At 59.3% G+C, this 19,331-nt stretch carries 20 protein-coding genes; 14 read left to right on the forward strand and 6 right to left on the reverse strand.

Annotated features, from left to right (window positions below):
* Positions 1-3: 3 nt before the first annotated feature.
* Positions 4-3,402, forward strand: coding sequence for an efflux RND transporter permease subunit (locus tag AVO44_RS13980; protein ID WP_068338013.1), 3,399 nt, complete (start codon positions 4-6; stop codon positions 3,400-3,402).
* Here the strand turns inward: AVO44_RS13980 and AVO44_RS13985 are convergent.
* Together AVO44_RS13985 and AVO44_RS13990 are read right to left on the reverse strand one after the other, a co-directional pair.
* A complete protein-coding gene (locus tag AVO44_RS13985) occupies positions 3,399-3,818 on the reverse strand; it encodes an NUDIX hydrolase (protein ID WP_068338014.1) in 420 nt (139 codons plus the stop codon). The genes AVO44_RS13980 and AVO44_RS13985 overlap by 4 nt on opposite strands.
* A 3-nt stretch (positions 3,819-3,821) precedes the next feature.
* A complete protein-coding gene (locus tag AVO44_RS13990) occupies positions 3,822-4,634 on the reverse strand; it encodes a protein-disulfide reductase DsbD domain-containing protein (protein ID WP_068338015.1) in 813 nt (270 codons plus the stop codon).
* A 146-nt stretch (positions 4,635-4,780) separates the two neighbouring features.
* On the opposite strand from AVO44_RS13990, the gene AVO44_RS13995 reads away from it, so the two are divergent.
* Positions 4,781-5,335, forward strand: coding sequence for a YqgE/AlgH family protein (locus AVO44_RS13995; protein WP_068338016.1), 555 nt, complete (start codon positions 4,781-4,783; stop codon positions 5,333-5,335).
* Here the strand turns inward: AVO44_RS13995 and AVO44_RS14000 are convergent, their stop codons facing one another.
* Positions 5,336-6,286 carry an L-threonylcarbamoyladenylate synthase gene (locus AVO44_RS14000; RefSeq protein WP_068338018.1) on the reverse strand — a complete coding sequence of 317 codons (951 nt, stop codon included), beginning with the start codon at positions 6,284-6,286 and terminating at the stop codon, positions 5,336-5,338. It lies immediately after the preceding gene.
* Between the two features lie 136 nt (positions 6,287-6,422).
* On the opposite strand from AVO44_RS14000, the gene AVO44_RS14005 reads away from it, so the two are divergent.
* The 7 genes from AVO44_RS14005 to AVO44_RS14035 all read left to right on the forward strand — a co-directional run bounded on the left by AVO44_RS14005 (position 6,423) and on the right by AVO44_RS14035 (position 12,934).
* Positions 6,423-8,126 (forward strand): acyl-CoA dehydrogenase family protein, encoded by a 1,704-nt coding sequence (locus tag AVO44_RS14005; protein ID WP_068338020.1) that lies wholly within the window; start codon positions 6,423-6,425, stop codon positions 8,124-8,126.
* Entirely contained in the window at positions 8,126-9,172 is a 1,047-nt protein-coding gene (locus tag AVO44_RS14010; protein WP_068338021.1) for an MBL fold metallo-hydrolase, read from the forward strand. The genes AVO44_RS14005 and AVO44_RS14010 overlap by 1 nt, the downstream gene beginning before the upstream one ends.
* 4 nt (positions 9,173-9,176) lie before the next feature.
* On the forward strand, positions 9,177-9,629 hold the full coding sequence (locus AVO44_RS14015) for a DUF6173 family protein (protein WP_068338023.1): 453 nt from the start codon (positions 9,177-9,179) through the stop codon (positions 9,627-9,629).
* Positions 9,630-9,693: 64 nt separating this feature from the next.
* Positions 9,694-11,532 carry a glycerophosphodiester phosphodiesterase gene (locus tag AVO44_RS14020; protein WP_068338026.1) on the forward strand — a complete coding sequence of 613 codons (1,839 nt, stop codon included), beginning with the start codon at positions 9,694-9,696 and terminating at the stop codon, positions 11,530-11,532.
* Positions 11,519-12,079: a hypothetical protein gene (locus tag AVO44_RS14025; protein ID WP_068338028.1), complete on the forward strand. Its 561-nt coding sequence runs from the start codon at positions 11,519-11,521 to the stop codon at positions 12,077-12,079. The genes AVO44_RS14020 and AVO44_RS14025 overlap by 14 nt, the downstream gene beginning before the upstream one ends.
* A gap of 68 nt (positions 12,080-12,147) precedes the next feature.
* A complete protein-coding gene (locus AVO44_RS14030; protein WP_068338030.1) occupies positions 12,148-12,282 on the forward strand; it encodes an aa3-type cytochrome c oxidase subunit IV in 135 nt (44 codons plus the stop codon).
* Between the two features lie 19 nt (positions 12,283-12,301).
* On the forward strand, positions 12,302-12,934 hold the full coding sequence (locus AVO44_RS14035) for a hypothetical protein (RefSeq protein WP_068338032.1): 633 nt from the start codon (positions 12,302-12,304) through the stop codon (positions 12,932-12,934).
* Here the strand turns inward: AVO44_RS14035 and AVO44_RS14040 are convergent.
* Both AVO44_RS14040 and AVO44_RS14045 read right to left on the reverse strand, forming a co-directional pair.
* Positions 12,923-13,255 (reverse strand): AzlD domain-containing protein, encoded by a 333-nt coding sequence (locus AVO44_RS14040; protein ID WP_068338034.1) that lies wholly within the window; start codon positions 13,253-13,255, stop codon positions 12,923-12,925. The two genes, AVO44_RS14035 and AVO44_RS14040, sit on opposite strands and share 12 nt — an antisense overlap.
* Complete coding sequence (locus AVO44_RS14045; protein ID WP_068338036.1) at positions 13,252-13,968, reverse strand: AzlC family ABC transporter permease; 717 nt, start codon at positions 13,966-13,968, stop codon at positions 13,252-13,254. Before AVO44_RS14045 ends, AVO44_RS14040 begins: the two co-directional genes overlap by 4 nt.
* 55 nt (positions 13,969-14,023) lie before the next feature.
* Between AVO44_RS14045 and AVO44_RS14050 the strand changes: the two genes are divergently transcribed.
* Genes AVO44_RS14050 through AVO44_RS14070 form a run of 5 tightly spaced genes read left to right on the forward strand, consistent with a single transcriptional unit; the run spans position 14,024 to position 18,340 of the window.
* Positions 14,024-14,908 (forward strand): formate dehydrogenase accessory sulfurtransferase FdhD, encoded by an 885-nt coding sequence (locus tag AVO44_RS14050; RefSeq protein ID WP_082677508.1) that lies wholly within the window; start codon positions 14,024-14,026, stop codon positions 14,906-14,908.
* Positions 14,909-14,944: 36 nt separating this feature from the next.
* A complete protein-coding gene (locus AVO44_RS14055) occupies positions 14,945-15,136 on the forward strand; it encodes a hypothetical protein (RefSeq protein ID WP_068338040.1) in 192 nt (63 codons plus the stop codon).
* Positions 15,133-15,777 (forward strand): molybdenum cofactor guanylyltransferase MobA, encoded by a 645-nt coding sequence (mobA, locus tag AVO44_RS14060; protein ID WP_068338042.1) that lies wholly within the window; start codon positions 15,133-15,135, stop codon positions 15,775-15,777. Before AVO44_RS14055 ends, mobA begins: the two co-directional genes overlap by 4 nt.
* On the forward strand, positions 15,774-16,265 hold the full coding sequence (mobB, locus tag AVO44_RS14065; RefSeq protein WP_068338044.1) for a molybdopterin-guanine dinucleotide biosynthesis protein B: 492 nt from the start codon (positions 15,774-15,776) through the stop codon (positions 16,263-16,265). The genes mobA and mobB overlap by 4 nt, the downstream gene beginning before the upstream one ends.
* A 20-nt stretch (positions 16,266-16,285) precedes the next feature.
* Positions 16,286-18,340 (forward strand): molybdopterin-binding protein, encoded by a 2,055-nt coding sequence (locus AVO44_RS14070; RefSeq protein ID WP_205626549.1) that lies wholly within the window; start codon positions 16,286-16,288, stop codon positions 18,338-18,340.
* Here AVO44_RS14070 and AVO44_RS14075 read toward each other — a convergent pair.
* On the reverse strand, positions 18,337-19,329 hold the full coding sequence (locus tag AVO44_RS14075) for a hypothetical protein (RefSeq protein WP_068338046.1): 993 nt from the start codon (positions 19,327-19,329) through the stop codon (positions 18,337-18,339). The genes AVO44_RS14070 and AVO44_RS14075 overlap by 4 nt on opposite strands.
* Between the last annotated feature and the right edge of the window lie 2 nt (positions 19,330-19,331).

Here is a 19,331-nt window from a genome sequence, read left to right on the forward strand (position 1 = left end):
GCGATGATGCGCAAAATCCCCGGCGCGGCGGGTGGAATTCTCAGCTACTTTACCCGGCATCGCACGGTGGCCAACCTTCTTCTGCTGCTGATGCTTGTTCTGGGCGCGGCGGCGATCCCCTCGATGCGCGCCCAATTCTTCCCCGATGTGATACTTGAGCGCGTGGACGTTCGGGTCTCGTGGGAGGGTGCCGGGCCAGAAGATGTGGATAGCGGCATCGTTCAGCTTCTGGAGCCGGAGCTTCTTGCAGTAGAAGGCGTAACCGACACGACCTCAACCTCGCGCGAGGGGTCTGCCCACATCCGTCTTGAGTTCGAGCCTAACTGGGACATGTCGCGGGCGGTCGACGAAGTCAGAACCGCTGTCGACGGTGTAACCAACCTGCCGGAAGATGCCGAAGAGCCAACGATCCGGCGCGGTGCGTGGCGCGATCGGGTTACGGATGTGGTTGTCACCGGCCCTGTTGATCCGGATCAACTGGCCAAGTTCACGGATGAACTGATCAATCGCCTGTTTGCGGCCGGAGTAACCCGCACCACGATCCGGGGTCTTGCCGCGCCGCGCGTGGTGGTCGAAGTGCCAACGGCGCAGTTGATCGCAAATGACATCACCCTGTCCGAGATTGCCCAAGCCATAGCGGCCGAGGCGATCACCAACCCGGCCGGAGATGTCACAGGGGCCAATGCCCGCATCCGTACCGGGACAGAAAAGCGCACCCCGGAAGAGATCGAAAGCATCGCGCTGCGGAACTTTGCCGATGGGTCGAAACTTTATGTAGGCGATGTAGCCAAGATCAGAGTTGAGGGCGTCAACCGTAACCGCAGCTATTATGTAGGCGAAAACCCGGCCATGTCGGTGCGCGTGGACCGCTCGAACCTGGGTGACGCGATCAAGGTGCAGCACACGGTTGAGGATGTGGTGGCCGAAATGCAGGCCAGCCTGCCCGAAGGCGTCACGGCCGAGTTGATCCGAACACGCGCCCAAGCCATCACCGACCGTCTCGATATTCTTGTCGATAATGGGTTGGTGGGTCTGGGGCTTGTGGTTTGTTTGCTGTTTCTGTTTTTGAACGCTCGTATCGCCTTCTGGGTGGCGGCGGGTATTCCTGTGGCGATGTCAGCCGCCATTGCGTTCATGTATATTGGCGGGTTGTCGATCAACATGGTCTCGCTGTTCGGGCTGATCATCACGCTGGGTATAGTTGTGGACGATGCCATTGTCGTCGGGGAACATGCGGATTTCCGTGCCCGACGGCTGGGCGAAGCGCCAGTCGTGGCTGCTGAGCGGGCAGCGCAGCGCATGGCGATGCCGGTTTTTGCTGCAACGCTGACCACCGTGATCGCGTTTTTTGGGCTGACCGCAATTGGTGGCCGGTTCGGAGAGTTGATCTATGACATCCCTTTCACTGTTATCGCGGTTCTGATCGCCTCGTTGATCGAATGCTTCCTGATCCTGCCCAACCACATGGCCCATGCGATTAAGCATTCCGCCAAGGAACACTGGTACGACTTGCCCAATCGCGTGGTCAATCGCGGTTTCCGCTGGGTGCGGGACACGCTGTTTCGACCGTTGATCGGTTGGGTCGTCCGGGCACGATACGTGGTTGTCGCGATCATGGTGGTGATACTGTCCAGCCAGATCGCCCTGTTTATCAAGGGCGACGTGAACTGGCGCTTTTTCAATGCACCCGAACAGGGATCGGTGACAGGGAACTTCATCATGGTCGAAGGCGCGACCCGTGATGACACGCTTGCCATGATGCGTCAGCTGCAGGTGGCGGTCGAAGAAATGGGCCAAATCTACGAAGAGCGCCACGGACGCAACCCAATCGAATATGTTCTGGCCGAGGTCGGGGGTACCGCCGGTCGCGGCCTGTCTGCTGCCGATGGCAAGGATGCCGACCTGCTGGGCGGAATCTCGGTTGAGTTGATTGACGCCGATCTGCGCCCTTATTCCAGTTTTGAATTTGTGGCCGATTTGCGGGATCACGTGCCCCGCCACCCAAAGGTCGAACTGCTCAGTTTCCGTGGCTGGCGGTCTGGTCCCGGTGGGGATGCGATCGACGTGCAACTCTCTGGTGCCGATCTGGGCGCGCTGAAACAGGCGTCCGAGGATTTGCAGGCGGAATTGTCAAAATACCCCGAGGTTTCGGCGCTTGAAGACAACCTCGCCTATGACAAGGAAGAGTTCATTCTGGACCTGACTGCGAAAGGTGAGGCGCTCGGCTTCCGGATTGAAACGCTGGGCCGCGTGCTGCGGGATCGGCTCAACGGTATCGAGGCGGCAACATTCCCTGATGGCCCGCGCAGTGCCGAGATACGTGTCGAACTACCCGAAAACGAACTGACCGCTGATTTCCTTGAACGTACACTGATGCGCACCCCAGACGGTGTTTATGTGCCCTTGGCCGACATCGTATCGGTGGAACGGAAAGCGGGATTTTCAAGCATCCGACGCGAAAACGGGCTGCGGGTTTTGACAGTGAACGGAGACATTTCAGAGGATGATCCGGCCCGCGCTGCTGAGATTGAGCGCGCTATGGGCGAAGAGATTTTGCCCAAGATCGCATCCGAGCGGCAAGTCGAATGGCAGATGTCAGGCCTGAGCGAGCAAGAAAATGAATTCTTGTCCGAGGCGCGCACAGGGCTGATCCTGTGTCTGACAGGTATCTACCTTGTTTTGGCTTGGGTCTTTGCCAGCTGGACGCGGCCCGTGGTGGTGATGGCGATCATTCCTTTTGGGTTGGTAGGCGCGATCTGGGGGCATTACATCTGGGATGTGCCGCTGAGCATGTTCACCGTGATCGGCCTGCTGGGGATGACCGGGATCATCATCAACGACTCGATCGTATTGGTAACGACCATCGATGGCTACCAGCAGGAGCGCGGGCTGGTGCCTTCAATTGTCGAGGGTACGGCAGACCGTTTGCGCCCGGTGATGCTGACGACACTTACTACGGTTCTGGGGCTGACGCCGTTGCTATACGAAAGCTCCACACAGGCGCAGTTTCTCAAACCCACGGTGATCACGCTGGTTTATGGGTTGGGCTTCGGAATGTTGCTGGTGCTGTTGCTGGTCCCGGCACTGCTGGCTATTCTGAGCGACCTGTCGCGCCCGATGACAGCGATGCGCCGCGCGCTGCGTGCGCCGGATCGGGTGGTGCAAGGCGCGGTGGGGGCCACTGCGCTTGCGCTGTTGGTCTGGTTCGGCGTGACAATGATCTGGCCTGCGATCGCTGGCACGCCGTTCGGCCTGCTTTCGGGGCTATACGGAGGGGCCGAGAGTTTTGTGGCCCTGCAAATGGGGCTGGGTGCTTTCGTTGCCGGGGCTGTACCAATCCTGTTGGTCAGCTTTGTACTGTCCGGTCTGCTGTATGTACGGCTACGGGGGCGGGCAGTTTAAGACTGACGTAGTGCGGTTTCCAAAAGGTCGATAACCCGGTTGCTCATTTGCAGATCGCCTTGCCTGATCCGTTCAATTGGGAACCAGCGGGCGTCCTGCGCGTCATCTCCGGCCAAGGGCGTGCCCGATCGGTATTGGCAGGCGACCCCGACCAGCAAATAGTGTGACTGCACGCTGCCCTGATCGTCGTGGCGCAGTAAGTCCAGGTTATCGAGGTAGTGCAGCGGCTCGGCGATGATCGAGGTTTCCTCATGCAATTCCCGCTGCGCTGCCTGCATCACAGTCTCACCCCATTCGACGTGACCGCCGGGAAAACCCCAAAGCCCAGCATCAGGTTGCTTGCTGCGTTGCACAAGCAGGACACGCGCATTGTGCACCACGACGGCAAGCGCGCCGATCTTCGGAGTTTTCTGCATGCTTCAGCCCGCGCTGCATCCCTGAATGTCGACCGCGTGTTTGGCACCCAGAACCGTGATCCGAATGTCAGATCGGTCCAAGGCAAAAGATCCGCCCGCGGCGCTGATCACCTCGGATGTGGCAATCAGCGTATCGCCTTGGCGTGTCGTCTCGGGCTGAGAAGTCCACAATGCCGGATCGCCCGGCTCAATCACGGCAACTTCGCGTCCACCGGCCGAGGGCATAGTAACGCGGGCTTCGATTTGCATGCCATCCGCCGTAGGGGTCAGGTGGCAGCTGGCGGCAGAAACGCGCGCCTCTTTTGCCGAGAAGGGACGCTGCGCCAGCGCAGCGGCGATTGCCGGGTTGCGCGCAGCATTGGCGTCCAGCATATGGTCGAAATCCAAACGTTCGGGAATGCAGACATCCTTGCAGACGCCCAAATCCATGTCCCCGCGCAGCCGCACAGGTTTGGCCGGGTTGCGGGGGGTGATTTCAACTGGTAGCACCAGTTGATTGGCGTAGCCGATGGACTGTAGCCCGTTTTGAACAAACACCTCGGGTGCAGGCCAGGTGATCGAAACGTCACCAACATTCTGCGAACTCTGCCAATCAAACTGTGGCGGAATGCCTGCATCTCCGGGCGCGCGCCAATAGGTTTTCCACCCATCCTGCAACGTCAACCTGAGCGCGCCAAGATAGGTGCCAGTGGCCGTACGTCCGCCATCAAGAATATCCAGTTTCACAACGCCGTCCACCCGCTGCGCTTGAGCAGGGGCGTTCAGCATGACACAGGCGGTCAGCGCGACTGCAGTCGACTTAAGAAAACGCTTCATATGTAATAAATGCGCGCTTTGGGCCGTGATTCCAAGTCACGTTCCGGTCACATGGATGAAATCTGGCGAAATGTGGCTTGATCCCTTGCCAATCCCCACATGCCGGGGCCATTGTTGAAAGGGGACGAAGCGAGAGTCAAAATTCAATGGACCTGACTGGAAAACTGTTGATTGCGATGCCCGGCATGGGTGACCCGCGCTTCGATCACTCGGTTGTTTTCATTTGCAGCCATGGTGATGAAGGGGCGATGGGGCTGATTGTGAACAAGCCATCGGATTTGCGGATCAAAACCCTGCTGAGCCAGCTGAATATCGCTTGCCGCATCCCTGTCGTGGGTGAACGTCTGGTGCATTTCGGTGGGCCGGTCGAGATGTCGCGCGGCTTTGTCCTGCACAGCGCCGATTATGAGGCTAACCTGCATTCGATGCAGATTTCAGATGATTTCAGCATGACGGCAACGCTGGACATACTCGAAGATCTGGCCTCGGGGCGGGGGCCTTTGAATTCAACACTGGCGCTGGGCTATTCCGGTTGGGGGCCCGGCCAGTTGGAGGAAGAGATCGCGATGAATGGCTGGCTGACCACTGAGGCGACATCGAAACTTGTGTTCGACGTGCCCGATGATGGCAAGTGGGAGGCCGCATTGGCCACGCTGGGTGTGGACCCGCTAACCCTGTCGGCCAGCGCCGGGCGCGCCTGATCACGTGTCGCGTGGCGCTGCGGCGCGACGCAAACGGTCGTTGATGGCCACACCCAGACCCTGATCCGGTATCGGAGAAACGGCGATTGGACGGCCTGTCGCGTTCAGCGTGTGCAGGGCCGAGAACAAATTGGCTGCCGCTTCGTCCAGATCGCCCGCCTCTGATAGGTTCAGATCGCACGGGACCGGGCCAAAGCCCAGCAAAACCTCATCACCTTGGGGGCTTTCAGCGTTCAGGCGCACCGGAGCGTCCGGGGCATAGTGCGATTGAAGCTGGCCCGGAGCGGTCAGCAGATCTCCGGCCTGATGCAGGTGCAACCGCGTGCCCAGAACGGATTCGATGTCTTCCAGTGCTACACCGCCGGGACGCAGAAGGCTGGGCTCTCCGGCCAGTCCGACGATGGTGGATTCCACACCGACGCCACACGGGCCGTCGTCCAGAATGGCGGCAATGCGCCCTCCAAGACCCGAACGTACGTGATCGGCTGTTGTTGGGCTGATCTGACCAGAGGGGTTGGCCGAGGGTGCCGCGACCGGGCCACCAAAAGCAGTAAGCAGCGCCCGCGCGGTACCGTGTGCCGGCACGCGAACCGCAAGCGTATCCAACCCGGCGGTCACCAGTGAAGAAATCCGGTGCCCCTCTTTCAACGGCAGAACCATGGTCAGGGGACCGGGCCAGAAAGCCGCGGCCAGTGTCTCGGCCATATCGGACCATTGCACGAAACGGCGTGCCGCCTCGGCAGATGACACATGCGCTATTAGGGGGTTAAAACTGGGCCGCCCTTTTGCCGCGTAGATGCTGGCCACGGCCCTGCCGTTGCATGCGTCGCCGCCTAGCCCATAGACCGTTTCGGTGGCAAAGGCGACCAGCAGGCCTTGTCGCAGCAGGTCAGCCGCCTGCGCGATTCCGTCGGGATCGGCGGACAAATCCAAAGTGCCGTTAGGGATCATATCTGGTGACGCCGCGTTTTGATTGCGTGTAACATGGGTCCGGTTAGGTATTCACTTAATACCGGATGCATAAAGGTGGGTGTTGGATTTTCCAACCCCAGCCGCGAAAACACGTCAGACAAACCCGAGGGAAGACATGCCATACCGTGCCCCCATCTCCGACTACGAAGTGTTGTTCCGCCACGTTGTGGGATTCGATCACATCGCGGCGACCGAAAAATTCTCGGACGCCAGCGAGGATGTGGTCAGCGCGATCCTGACGGAGGCAGGCAAACTGAGCGAAGAGGTGATGGCCCCCTTGCAGCGTCCCGGTGATCTTGAGCCTGCGCGTCTGGAAAATGGTGTGATGCGAACCTCTCCGGGCTATGCTGACGGCTGGAAGGCAATTGCCGAAGGTGGCTGGGTCGGGATGAGCGGCGATCCGGAATATGGCGGCATGGGCCTGCCGATGACTCTGACCACTGCGGTGAATGAGATGATGTCGGCGGCCTGCTTGTCCTTGCAACTGGCACCGCTGATGACCCAGGGGCAGATCGAGGCACTGGAACACCACGCAAGTGACGAGTTAAAGGCGCTTTACCTGCCCAAGATGATGTCGGGTGAGTGGGCCGGCACGATGAACCTGACCGAGGCGGGCGCGGGCTCGGATGTCGGCGCGCTGACCACGAAGGCCGAAGCAAACGGAGACGGAACCTATTCGGTTACAGGGCAGAAAATCTTCATCTCATGGGGCGACAACGATTTCACGGAAAATGTTTGCCACCTTGTGCTGGCACGCCTGCCCGATGGGGTGCCCGGAACCAAAGGGATTTCGCTGTTTCTGGTGCCGAAGTTCCTGCCCGATGAGAATGGCAACCCCGGTGTGGCCAACGATCTGAAAGTTGTCTCGGTCGAGCACAAAATGGGCCTGCATGGTTCGCCGACCTGCGTGATGCAGTATGACGGCGCCAAGGGTTGGCTTGTGGGCGAGGAACATGGCGGTATGGCCGCGATGTTTACGATGATGAACAATGCCCGTCTTGGTGTGGGCGGTCAGGGTGTGGGTGCTGCTGAAGGTGCCTATCAGCACGCGCTGGCCTATGCGATGGAGCGCAAGCAGGGCAAGACGCCCTCGGGTACAATTGTGGACCATGCGGATGTGCGTCGGATGCTAATGGGCATGCGCGCCGATACCTTTGCCGCGCGTGCCATCATGCTGGCCAATGCGGCTGCGATTGATATGGCGAATGCAACTGGGGATGCCGAATGGAAGGCCAGGGCCGCATTGCTGACGCCGATCTGCAAGGCCTTCGGGACAGAGACAGGGATACGCGTGGCTGAGACCGGCGTGCAGGTTCACGGCGGCATGGGGTTTGTTGAAGAAACCGGCGCTGCGCAATACTACCGTGATGTCCGCGTGACGGCGATTTACGAGGGCACCAACGGCGTTCAGGCCATGGACCTTGTGGCGCGCAAAATGATGGATGGGGGGGAGGCCGCATCGCGCCTTCTGGATGAGATCGAGGACCACGCCGAACAGGCCCGCGCTACGATGCCGAATCTGGCTGGCCCGGTTTGGGAGGCCACCGAGAGCCTGCGCGAAACAACCGAGTGGATCGTGGCGCAGTCTGACATGAACGCGCGGTTCGCTGGTGCGGTGCCCTATCTGCACGCCTTTGCCCGTGTTCTGGGCGCGCATTATCATCTAAAGGCGGCGCTGACCGACCCCGGTGGTCCGCGTTTTAAACTTGCGCGTTACTACATCAATGCGCTGCTGCCTGAACATACCGGTCTTCTGGTTCAGGTGCAGAATGGTGCGGATGACCTATATGCACTCAGCGCCGAAGAACTGGCAGCGTGATGGACGGAAATACCCCCTTGGCGATCCGATACCCTTGGCCTGACCCTCCGGCAGAGGGTGAGGCGGTTGAGATAGCCCAAGGTGTGTTGTGGATGCGCTTGCCGCTGCCCATGGCACTGGATCACGTCAATGTCTACGCGCTGAACGATGGTGATGGATGGACCGTGATCGATACGGGCATGTCTTCGAACAAGACACGCCGGATATGGGAGTCGCTGATGGCCGGACCTTTGGGCGGCAAGCCGATCACCCGGATCGTCGTGACGCATCACCATCCCGACCATATCGGCAATGCGGGGTGGTTCCAGTCCGAGCATGGCGCGGAACTGGTCACAACCCGTACGGCCTGGCTGTTCGCGCGCATGTTGCAACTGGATGTGCAGGAAAGCTGGCCACAGGAAACACTCGACTATTATCGAAGTGCCGGGATGGATGCTGAATTCCTGGCCAAACGGATGACGCAGCGGCCATTCAATTTCTGTGACACCGTCTACCCGATGCCGTTGGGATTTACCCGGATCAAACAGGGCAACGTGATTCGTATGGGCGGGCGGGACTGGGACGTGCACATGGGCAACGGCCATGCCCCGGAACATGCTACATTCTGGAGCCGCGACGATGATCTGGTGATCACGGGCGACCAGATCCTCAGCTCGATCAGCCCCAATCTGGGCGTCTATGTTACTGAACCGATGGCGGATCCAGTGGCTGAATGGCTGGAAGCCTGTGAACGGTTGAAAGAACTGGCCCGGCCTGAACAACTGGCACTTGGCGGTCATAAGCTGCCCTTCACCGGTCTTCCTATCCGGATGAAGCAGCTGATCGAAAATCATCACAGCGCGCTTGAGCGGTTACAGGATTTTCTGGACACACCAAAAACCGCGGCCGCGTGCTTTACCCCTTTGTTTAAACGCCAGATCGGCGAAGGGGAGTACGGGCTTGCGCTGGTCGAAGCGGTTGCACATCTGAATCATCTCTACCACATTGGAATTGTCACCCGCACACGGCGCGCGGATGGGGCGTGGGAATTTCAGCGCAAAAGGTAAAGCGATGCAGGACAAAATCGAAACGTCGGCCGAAGCTGCAGAGGCTGCGGCCTTGCCTCGTTGCTATGAAGTGCATGCAAGCCCGAACGCCGAATCCGGTGCAAAGGATCTGCCCGGACAACTGAAAAAACCTGTCGCCAGCAAAAGCCCCGCACAATGGGCTTATGAGCGGCTGATTCTCTACATACAGAACTTTGAAAAGACACTGGACGCAGATCACGAGGTCGCCATGGGATTTACCGGCGGCGATGCTGGCGTGATGCGGATCGAAGGGATGGGATATTTTGATCCCGATATCATCACATTTTACGGCTCGGACGCGACCGGGGCACGAACCCAGTTGGTGCAGCATGTCAGCCAGTTGAACGTGATGCTGCGCGCATTGCCCAAATCCGTTCAGGACAAGCCCGCCAATCGCATCGGGTTCCGGCTGGCGGCGGATTTAGAAGAAAGCTGATCCGCTGACTTGCAATTCACGTCTTCGCAGCCTTGAATGAGTTAGTCATTCCAGGGGGCCTCACGTGTCCAGTTTTACAACCGTTTCAACCGCCTATAAGGGAGCGTGGGCACGTCGCCGCGTGTTCATACCCATCTATCTTGTTATGCGTCTGTTGTTGATCGCCTTGATCGCGCCGGGTGTGGCGATCACGGTCAACCTTGCGGTGTTGCTGTCGAACCAGACCGCTGTGACCGATCAGGACATCGCCGCGTTCATCCTATCGCCTGCCGGGTTTGTCGCCGCCGTTGTCGTGCTCAGCCTGTTTCTATTGGCCGAGGTGTTTGTCTTTTCCGTCATGGCTGGGTCTTTGCGGATGAAAGAACGCGACCCATGGCGCGCTGGCAGCTCTGCCATCGGTCTGATCTTGTCCCGATTGCCGTCGCTTTTTGGTTTTGCGGTACGATTTGTGCTGCGCATTCTGGTGCTGGTGCTGCCATTTGTCGTTGTGGCTGCGGTGATCGCGTGGTGGACGCTTACGGAATACGATATCAATTACTATCTCACGTTCCACCCGCCCTCCTTCTGGGTGGCAGTGGTGCTGATCGGTGCGGTCCTTCTGGTGATGGCTTGGGTGCTGATCCGGCGCCTGTCGGCTTGGGCGCTGTCGTTGCATCTGGTGCTGTTCGAAAACGTCCACCCCGCAAGTGCTTTCAACATCAGCGCGCTCCGGATGGAGGGCAAGCGCGGGCGTCTCAAAATCGAGCTGGCTGTGTGGTTGATCGTGAGGCTGGTGATCGCAGCCCTGATAGCCTGGGTGGCAGGAGTGCTTTTCGATTTCGTGCCGCTGCAAGGCACCAATCACCTGCGTTTGGCGCTGACATACTTTTTGCTGATCGTTGGTCTTTGGACGCTCGCGGGGTTGATCCTGGCCGCCACTGCCCTTGGAGCTTTGGCAATACTGCTGGACGGTTTCTTTGAGACACAAACATCAGAACCCCCACACCCCGAGCCGCGCCGCCTGCGGGCGCAGTTGTTTACGGCGGTTGGTTTGGCGCTGGCTGCCTTGCTGATTGGGGGTTGGTTCGGGCAGCATTTGCTGGAGCGCATACAGGCACCGGACCGTGCCGAGGTCATCGGTCACCGGGGGGCCGCCGCGCTGCGGCCCGAAAACACGATGGCATCTGTACGCAAGGCAATTGAGGACGGCGCGGATTGGGTCGAAATCGATGTGCAGGAAACGGCGGATGACGTGGTTATCGTAGCCCATGACAGTGATTTCATGAAGCTGGCAGGTGTTGACCTCAAGGTTTGGGATGCGACGATGGAGGACATCGCCCAGATCGATATCGGTAGCTGGTACGGCCCCGAATACGCCGAGGAACGCACGCCGACGCTGCGCGAGGTGCTGGAGGCCGCAAAAGGTAAATCCAAGGTCATCATCGAGCTGAAGTATTACGGCCACGATGTCGATCTGGAAAACCGCGTCGCGGCCCTTGTCGAAGAGATGGGGATGCAGGACGACATTGCGACCATGTCACTGAAATACCCGGCAGTGCAAAAGATGAAGTCCATCCGTCCCGATTGGCGCGCCGGTGTTCTGGCAGCAACGGCCATTGGTGACCTGACCGGGCTGGAAGGCGAATTTGTGGCGGTCAACGCGGCGATGGCGACGCCAAGGCTCGTGCGCTCGGTTCAAGAGGCGGGAAAGGACATTTACGTCTGGACCGTCAACGATCCGTTGCAGATGTCAGCCATGGCCTCGATGGGTGTGGATGGACTGATCACCGACCGCCCTGCAATGGCCAACGAGGTTTTGCGGGTGCGGGCGGAAATGGGTCCGGCAGAGCGGTTGCTGCTGTGGCTCGCGACCACCTTCGGTATGTCCGTCGATACGCAGGCAATGCGCGATGCAAGCCCATAGCCTGGCGGTTGCTTTTGTGCTGGCGGCTGCACCTGCTGTGGCGCAGGATTTTATGCGCACGATTGAGATGCCCGCGCATCGCGCCTTGATTGCGCAAAAGGGTGAGGCCGCTCCGGTTCCTTTCGAAACAGACGGGTGTTCCGGCGGTCTGTCTACCAGTTGGCGCTTTGTGGCCGAGACCTTCCCAAAGTTTCGCGCGCTGTATGAGGTACATCCCCCTTGGGAATATTGCTGCGTGACGCATGACCGCGCGTATCACAATGCAGGCGGTGCGACGCAGGCCGATGACAGTTTTGAGGCACGCATGGCAGCAGACGATGCCCTGCGCAACTGCGTCAAACAACACGGCGATGACAATGCCGAAGGCTACGCCGAGCGCTATGACATGACGCCCGACCAGATTCGGACCGCTCATTCACTTGCTGCCGAGGCAATGTTCACAGCGGTCCGCTTAGGCGGTGGCCCGTGTTCCGGCCTGCCATGGCGTTGGGGGTTCGGATATCCTGGGTGCTCGGTACTCGGACCGCTGGCCCCTGCGCCCGAATGACGTGGTGACAGCCTTTGGATTTTCGATTATTCAACACTTCAAACACGCGAACTAGGACTCTTATACTCATGGCTGAACACAAGCACGGCGACATGGACATCAACGTTCAAACCAAGACTTTCAATGGGTTTATCAAGGCCATCACGTGGTGTGTGGTTGCGATTGCCATTCTTTGTCTGTTTCTGGCGGTCTTTGCCTCTTAACTGAAAAGCGGGGTAAACCGTGGTCAGGATTTTGCTTGCCTGCCTGTTGGCGGTAACTGTGGCTGGATGCACCGGATCGCAGCGGCCACAGGCGGATCAGTCCGAGATTTCAGCCCGGTCCTACCGGGACCCGGGTCCGTCAACGCTGACGCTGTACACAATGATCAACACCCGAACTGGATCGGGCGCGCACACGTCGCTTATGATCAGTGGCAGCGAACGCGTGATTTTTGACCCGGCAGGATCGTTCCGGGCGGATATCGTTCCGGTGAAAAACGATGTGCTGTATGGGATTACCCCGGCCGTGGAACGTGCCTATCGCAGCAGCCACGCGCGGGAAACGCATTATGCGCGCATTCAGACGGTAGAAGTCTCTCCGCAGCAGGCCGAACTTGCTTTGCAACTAGCCAAGCAAATGGGGCCAGTGGCAGGCGCGTTCTGCGCAAATTCTACCGCACAGCTTTTGCAGCAAGTTCCCGGTTTCGAGCAGATCGGGACCACGTTTTACCCCATCAATCTGTCTGACCAGTTCGCGCAGTTGCCGGGTGTCGAAACTGCGGAGTACCGAGAATTCGACGACGCCGACTTGCAACAGGGGCTGGCATTTAACAATGCCCGTCTCAATGAGTTGGACGCGACATCATCCCAATAGGTACAGCAACCCATACAACGTACCGGCACCGGTAAAGATTGCCGCAAGCACGTTCTTCGTAATCAGCCCGACAACCAGCGCAACAGTGGCTGCAGCCATACGGCTGACGTCCGGTTGTCCTTCGGTTGCGGTCGGCCAGACCACCAGCGGGGCAATCAAGGCAGGCAGGATTGCCACCGCGGTATAACGAAGATGGCGCAGGACCCAGGGCGGCATTGCACGGTCGCCGACCAGCCCGATGAACACGAACCGCAGTCCGTAGCTGCCAAGCGCCAGCCCAACGATGATGACCCACATGGTGACAGTGTCGACAGAATTCATGACGTTGCTTCTTTCTTGAGCGTCCACAATTCAGCCTGCGCCCCGGCCATCATGCCCACGCATCCTGCGATCAGCAGACCAAGATTATACGGCACAGCAACCGTCAACAGCGACACGGTTATCGCTACGAGTGCCGTAACGACATGAGGCATGGTGCGCAGCATCGGTCCAATCATCGCCAGAAAAGTGATCGGCAGCGCGAAATCCAGCGCCCAGCTTTCGGGAATCTTGGTGCCCAGTACCGCGCCCAGAAACGTGGCTAAAATCCACAATGGCGTGATTGGCGTGACCGAGCCCAGAAAATAGGCCATGCGCTGGGGCGTGGTCATGAGTGGCTCTTTCTCGAACCGAACGATGCTGCAGGCATAGGATTGGTCGACGATCAGATAGGCGGCGAATGCCCTTTGCCACAGCGGTGCCGACCCCAGATATGGAGTCAGCGAGGCTGAATACATTGCCATGCGCAGATTTACCGCCAGAGCCGACGCCAGAATGATCACGGTGGGCGTATTGTCCTGCAGCAATTGCAGCGCCGCGAACTGCGCGGCTCCGGCAAAAACGGTGGCGGTGAATGCCATCGTCTGGATGATGGTCAACCCGGTTTCAGTTGCAAAGACCCCAAACAGGGTACCGAAGGGGATAGCGACGAAGATAAACGGGGTCCCGTCGCGAAAACCCTTCCAATAGTATGACTTGGATGTGGTGCTTGCCATGTCTTGATCCTATGGTGTTGGCCGCAGCAGTATCGGTCTTGGAAGAGGGTTGCAATTGGCTAAGGAAATAGATGCCTCGGATTACGTCATCGCCCCCGATCCCGGCGCGGAGCGTCTGACCCGCGCGGTTGATGGCGTAGACCAGAATGGCGCCGTCAGCCGGATCTCGGTCGTGGAAGAGCGGCCCCTGACGATCTTCCTCAACGCGCAGGAAATCGTGACTGCGATGACGATCGGCGATTATCCGGAATACCTGGCGCTGGGCTTTCTGCGCAATCAGGGCATGCTATTGGCGGATGACGAAATTACCCGCGTCGACTATGACGACGATCTGGAAACCGTCGTGGTCCGCACCGCGCGCGAGACGTCCTACGAAGACAAGCTAAAGAAAAAGACCCGCACCAGCGGTTGCGCAGTGGGCACGGTGTTCGGTGACATGATGGAGGGGCTAGAGGGCGTTCGACTGCCGCAAGTTCAGGTGCGAACCTCGTGGCTGTATGATCTTGCGGCCAAGATCAATCGAACACCTTCTTTGTATCTTGAGGCAGGTGCAATTCACGGTACGGTCCTGTGCCATGAAAACCGGCCACTGGTCTATATGGAGGATGTGGGCCGTCACAATGCGGTCGACAAGATCGCGGGTTGGATGCTGTCGGAAGGCGCAGCGGCAGATGACAAAATCCTTTATACTACTGGCCGTCTGACCTCGGAAATGGTGATCAAAACCGCGATGATGGGCATCCCGGTTCTGGCGTCCCGGTCCGGTTTTACCGCCTGGGGTGTCGAGATCGCGCGCGAGGTTGGCCTGACCCTGATTGGCCGCATGCGCGGGCAGCGGTTCGTGTGTTTGTCGGGCGAGGACCGATTGCTGCGCGACGCAGACCCCGCGACCATCGCGGTTGAAGACAAAAAGCACCGCAGGAAAAGCTCTCGGGTTTGAAACTCCATCGTTGAAACGCGATGACCTGAGGGCTTTGTGGAACTGATCAACCTTGTTGCGCTGCTCTTGGCGGTAATTCTGACCGAGCAGGGAACTCATATGGCACTCGGAACTGTGGCTGATTGTCCTGCACCACGTTTATCCAACTGCGTTCCAATTGGATTAAGTTCGATCTACAACACGCGGGCGACAGATTTCTCGTCGCGCAGCATGAAGGTGCAGGAATGACCAAACCTCTTGGCGTCATACTCGCAGGCGGTCTGGCCACCCGCATGGGAGGCGGAGACAAAGGCCTGCTGCAAATCGGTGGTCGCAGCTTGCTGAGCCACGTTGTCGACCGTTTGGCCCCACAGGTGGAAGGTTTGGCGCTGAACGCGAATGGCGATCCGGCGCGGTTCCGTGATCTGGGCCTTCCGGTGGTACCAGACAGTATTGAAGGGTATGCGGGTCCTCTGGCAGGGGTTCTCGCCGGTCTTGACTGGGCCCATTCGCAGGGGGCGGATCGCATCGTGACCGCAGCGGCTGATACGCCGTTTTTTCCGCGTGATCTGGTGGCGTGTCTGTGCCAGGCCGCTGAAGGGCAGGGTTACCCGCTGGTGCTGGCGACCACGCCGCGCCGTGAGGATGAGGAGCTGAAATCTGGTGGGAGCCGAGGCGTCAATCGACACCCGACATTCGGACTTTGGCCCGTGGCGCTACGCGACGATCTGCGCGATGCACTGAACGACGGGCTGCGCAAAGTCGTGCTGTGGACGGATCGTCACAACGGGCGCGAGGCCTTGTTTTCAGCCGATCCGTTCGATCCCTTTTTTAACGTCAACACACCCGAGGATTTGGCGCTGGCGGAAAAACTGTTGGAGCAGGCATGAGGGTTTATGGCGTCACCGGTTGGAAAAATGCGGGCAAAACCGGGTTGATGGAGAGATTGGTGGCCGAGATCACCGGGCGCGGATTTACCGTCTCAACCGTGAAACACGCCCATCACAGCGTTGATGTGGATCAGCCCGGCACCGACAGCTATCGTCACCGGACCGCCGGGGCGTCCGAGGTTCTTTTGGCCTCGGGCCAACGCGTCGCGATCATGCAAGAGTTGCGCGGCGCTGCCGAACCTACGCTGGACGAACTATTGGCGCGCCTTTTGCCCGTGGATCTGGTTCTCATCGAAGGGTTCAAACGTGAAGCCCACCCCAAGGTCGAGGCGTTTCGGGCCGAGGCTAACAATCCTCTGATCGCGCCCGAAAACTCCACCATCCGCGCTGTTGCCAGTGATACACCGCTGGAGCTGGACCTTCCTGTTTTCGACCTGAATGACACTCCGGCCATTGCAGAGTTCATTTTGCATGAGGTTGGTTTGTGATCGGTTTCGACAGTTTTGCCATGGTCGATTGGTCCAGTGGCAACGACACCGGCCCCCGACCGCGTAAGGATGCGATTTGGGCCTGTGTCGTGCGACAGGGCAAAGCGGACGAAGGGCCAACCTATTTCAGAAACCGTGAGCTGGCAGAGCAATGGCTGCTCGATCTGATTACAACTGAAATTGAAGCTGAACGGCGGCTGTGCCTGGGGTTTGATTTTCCTTTCGGTTATCCCAAAGGCTTTGCCCGCGCTCTGACCGGATCGGACGATCCGCTTGGGCTATGGGAATGGTTTGAACACCGGATCGAGGATTCGCCAAAAGCAAACAACCGGTTCGATCTGGCCGGGGAGATCAACTGTCGTTTTGGCGGCAAGGGACCGTTTTGGTTCAATGGTCTCAAGCGTAAGATTAACGGTCTGCCGAAGACGAAAGCTGACTATCACTCCCCGTTTCCCGAGCGACGCAGTGTTGAGTTGGCACCAGAAGCCAAGGGCAGCTTTAGCTGCTGGCAAATGGGTGGGGCCGGCGCGGTAGGCGGTCAGATGATGACTGGACTGCCAGTGCTGACCCGTCTGCGCCGCACTTTTGCCGGAAAGGTCGCGGTTTGGCCGTTCGAGGTGCTGGACACTCCGGTTGCGTTCGTGGAAATCTGGCCCTCGCTCACCCTTGGGGCCGCGCCGGAAGGCCGGATCAAGGATGCCTGGCAGGTCGAGCAGGTCGCGCTGTCGCTGGCGGGCATGCCGATACAGGATTTGGCGCGGCACCTTAATGTCAGCGCAGCAGAGGAAGGTTGGATTTTGGGAGTGTCACAACGCAAACCGAACATCGCGCCACCCCCTTTGCGCAATGACTGTTTTGCCTTGCCAGCGGGGGTAAACTGGACGCCGGTTGACGAAGCGCTGGGCCTGTTGCGCGAACGTTTGACGGTGGTGACGGCAGCAGAAAGCCTGCCGGTAATGCAGGTCAGCGGGCGCATTCTGGCCGATGATGTTTTTGCCAAACGTTCAAACCCGCCTCAACCCAACACGGCCGTGGATGGATACGGTTTTGCCGGTGCCGCACCAGAGGGTGCGCAGGTCATGCCGTTGTGTGACGGGCGTGCGGCGGCCGGTATCCCTTTTGATGGGGTGGTGCCGGGTGGTCATGCGCTACGAGTCTTAACGGGGGCAGCTCTGCCCGCAGGCGTGGATACGGTTATTCTGGAAGAAGATGTTACCGTTCAGGACAATCACATCGCCTTTCACGGCCCGTTGAAGCAGGGTGCCAACACCCGCCGGGCAGGTGAGGACGTGGCAGAGGGCGATTTGGTTCTGACCGCAGGGCGCAGGTTGACACCAGCCGATCTGGCGCTGCTGTCTGCGACAGGGGTTGCCGATGTGCCGGTGCGCAAGACGCTGCGCGTCGCGGTTCTGTCCACCGGAGACGAGTTGATCGAACCCGGAGGGACCGCAAACCCGGGTCAGATATACGACGCAAACCGCCCCATGTTGATTGCGCTGATGGATCGCATGGGGTTTCAACCAGTGGACTTGGGCCGCGTACCGGACGACCGGGAAACACTGCGCGACCGATTGAACAGCGCCGCAAAACAAGCGGATGTGATCGTGACCAGCGGTGGCGCCTCTGCTGGGGATGAGGATCACGTCTCGGCCCTGTTGCGAGAGGCGGGCGCGATGCAGGAATGGAGGATCGCGTTGAAACCGGGGCGTCCGCTGGCGCTGGGTATGTGGGAAGGGGTGCCAGTGTTTGGCCTGCCCGGAAACCCGGTTGCGGCCATGGTTTGTACGTTGATCTTTGCGCGCCCCGCGCTGGGCCTGATGGCAGGTGAGGGGTGGCAAGAACCGCAGGGGTTCGACCTGCCCGCCGCGTTTGAAAAACGAAAGAAACCGGGGCGCCGCGAATATCTGCGTGCCCGAGTCAGGAATGGCCGGGCCGAGGTGTTTGCCTCCGAAGGATCAGGCCGGATCAGTGGCCTCAGCTGGGCCGAGGGGTTGGTTGAAATCGAAGACGGCGCGCGCCACATCAAGCCGGGCGATCTGGTCCGGTTTATCCCCTACAGCAGTTTTGGGCTTTAGTCGAAGGTCCCTGCAACGCGTCCCAGCAACATGAACGCCCGTGCGGTGCGGGTTTCCCCCAATGCGGTCAGGTCAGAGTCACTGGCCTCGGGCTCAAAATCGACGATCATGTGGTCGAAGCGGCGCAGGAAATGATGCGCGGCATCGCGGAAGATCGGGTCCTGCTTCATCCTTGCCGCCGTCAGCGCCAGCGAGGATCGGTCACGGATCCCTCCAAGCGCCGCGACCGAGCGGCCACGCGCACCCTGTGCGAACTGCCGCCAGATTTCTGGGCGTGCCATATCTGGGCGCAGGTCATCCATATAGATGCCCTCTTGGCTCAGCAGGGTCAGAACATCCTGCGAAGCCTGCACCAATTGCGCTGCCTTGCGATCCTTCAGCGCCAGACGCAGGGCGTCGAAACCTTCGGAATCGTCCTGCGTTTCAGGGAAGTTCAACGCACGAATGAAAACCTCGGTGCTGAGCGGCGGTGCGAGATCTTCGGCCTGTGTGCCCAGTTCCAAAGACGTCTGATCGCCTTTGATTTGCGGCTCGGGCATGCGCGGGGGATCCGTGCGTTTGGTGGAAAACGTGGCCAGCGCAGTTTCGGTCTTTTTTGCGGTCTCGGCGATCTCGTCCAGCTTTTTGCTGACCGCCGGCTCATAGGAACTGGCGGCGCGCTGCTGCTGCACCACATACGCCTGGCGGATTGCGTCAATCGCGGTTTGTAACCGTTCGCTTTCTTCACGCATGACGCGGCTGGCTCGCATGGCCGTGGCGGCGACCCAGATCATCGCCACCGGCATGAACACCGCCAGCAAAGTCACCACAAAGCCACCGCCCTGAACCTTGTCAGGCAACACCAGAAATACAACCGATACAATCAGCCATAGAACGCTGAGTGCTATCGCCACGATCTCGATCCCCGTTACGGACGGTCGCGATGGCCTGTCATAGATGCCCAGCGATGTTTTGCGCTCAGTTTCGTGCTCGGGCGTGGGCTCGGACATAG

Source organism: Ruegeria profundi, from assembly GCF_001507545.1.
In the GTDB taxonomy this organism is placed as follows: domain Bacteria; phylum Pseudomonadota; class Alphaproteobacteria; order Rhodobacterales; family Rhodobacteraceae; genus Ruegeria; species Ruegeria profundi.

What these genes read in the sequence shown, in the direction of transcription:
- AVO44_RS14075 (WP_068338046.1), bottom strand. Translation starts at nt 19,329, where the DNA reads ATGTCCGAGCCCACGCCCGAGCACGAAACTGAGCGCAAAACATCGCTG.
- AVO44_RS14010 (WP_068338021.1), top strand. Translation starts at nt 8,126, where the DNA reads ATGGACGGAAATACCCCCTTGGCGATCCGATACCCTTGGCCTGACCCT.
- AVO44_RS14025 (WP_068338028.1), top strand. Translation starts at nt 11,519, where the DNA reads ATGCAAGCCCATAGCCTGGCGGTTGCTTTTGTGCTGGCGGCTGCACCT.
- AVO44_RS14000 (WP_068338018.1), bottom strand. Translation starts at nt 6,286, where the DNA reads ATGATCCCTAACGGCACTTTGGATTTGTCCGCCGATCCCGACGGAATC.
- AVO44_RS13980 (WP_068338013.1), top strand. Translation starts at nt 4, where the DNA reads ATGATGCGCAAAATCCCCGGCGCGGCGGGTGGAATTCTCAGCTACTTT.
- AVO44_RS14030 (WP_068338030.1), top strand. Translation starts at nt 12,148, where the DNA reads ATGGCTGAACACAAGCACGGCGACATGGACATCAACGTTCAAACCAAG.
- mobB (WP_068338044.1), top strand. Translation starts at nt 15,774, where the DNA reads ATGAGGGTTTATGGCGTCACCGGTTGGAAAAATGCGGGCAAAACCGGG.
- AVO44_RS14045 (WP_068338036.1), bottom strand. Translation starts at nt 13,968, where the DNA reads ATGGCAAGCACCACATCCAAGTCATACTATTGGAAGGGTTTTCGCGAC.
- AVO44_RS14040 (WP_068338034.1), bottom strand. Translation starts at nt 13,255, where the DNA reads ATGAATTCTGTCGACACTGTCACCATGTGGGTCATCATCGTTGGGCTG.
- mobA (WP_068338042.1), top strand. Translation starts at nt 15,133, where the DNA reads ATGACCAAACCTCTTGGCGTCATACTCGCAGGCGGTCTGGCCACCCGC.
- AVO44_RS14005 (WP_068338020.1), top strand. Translation starts at nt 6,423, where the DNA reads ATGCCATACCGTGCCCCCATCTCCGACTACGAAGTGTTGTTCCGCCAC.
- AVO44_RS14015 (WP_068338023.1), top strand. Translation starts at nt 9,177, where the DNA reads ATGCAGGACAAAATCGAAACGTCGGCCGAAGCTGCAGAGGCTGCGGCC.
- AVO44_RS13995 (WP_068338016.1), top strand. Translation starts at nt 4,781, where the DNA reads ATGGACCTGACTGGAAAACTGTTGATTGCGATGCCCGGCATGGGTGAC.
- AVO44_RS13990 (WP_068338015.1), bottom strand. Translation starts at nt 4,634, where the DNA reads ATGAAGCGTTTTCTTAAGTCGACTGCAGTCGCGCTGACCGCCTGTGTC.
- AVO44_RS13985 (WP_068338014.1), bottom strand. Translation starts at nt 3,818, where the DNA reads ATGCAGAAAACTCCGAAGATCGGCGCGCTTGCCGTCGTGGTGCACAAT.
- AVO44_RS14070 (WP_205626549.1), top strand. Translation starts at nt 16,286, where the DNA reads ATGGTCGATTGGTCCAGTGGCAACGACACCGGCCCCCGACCGCGTAAG.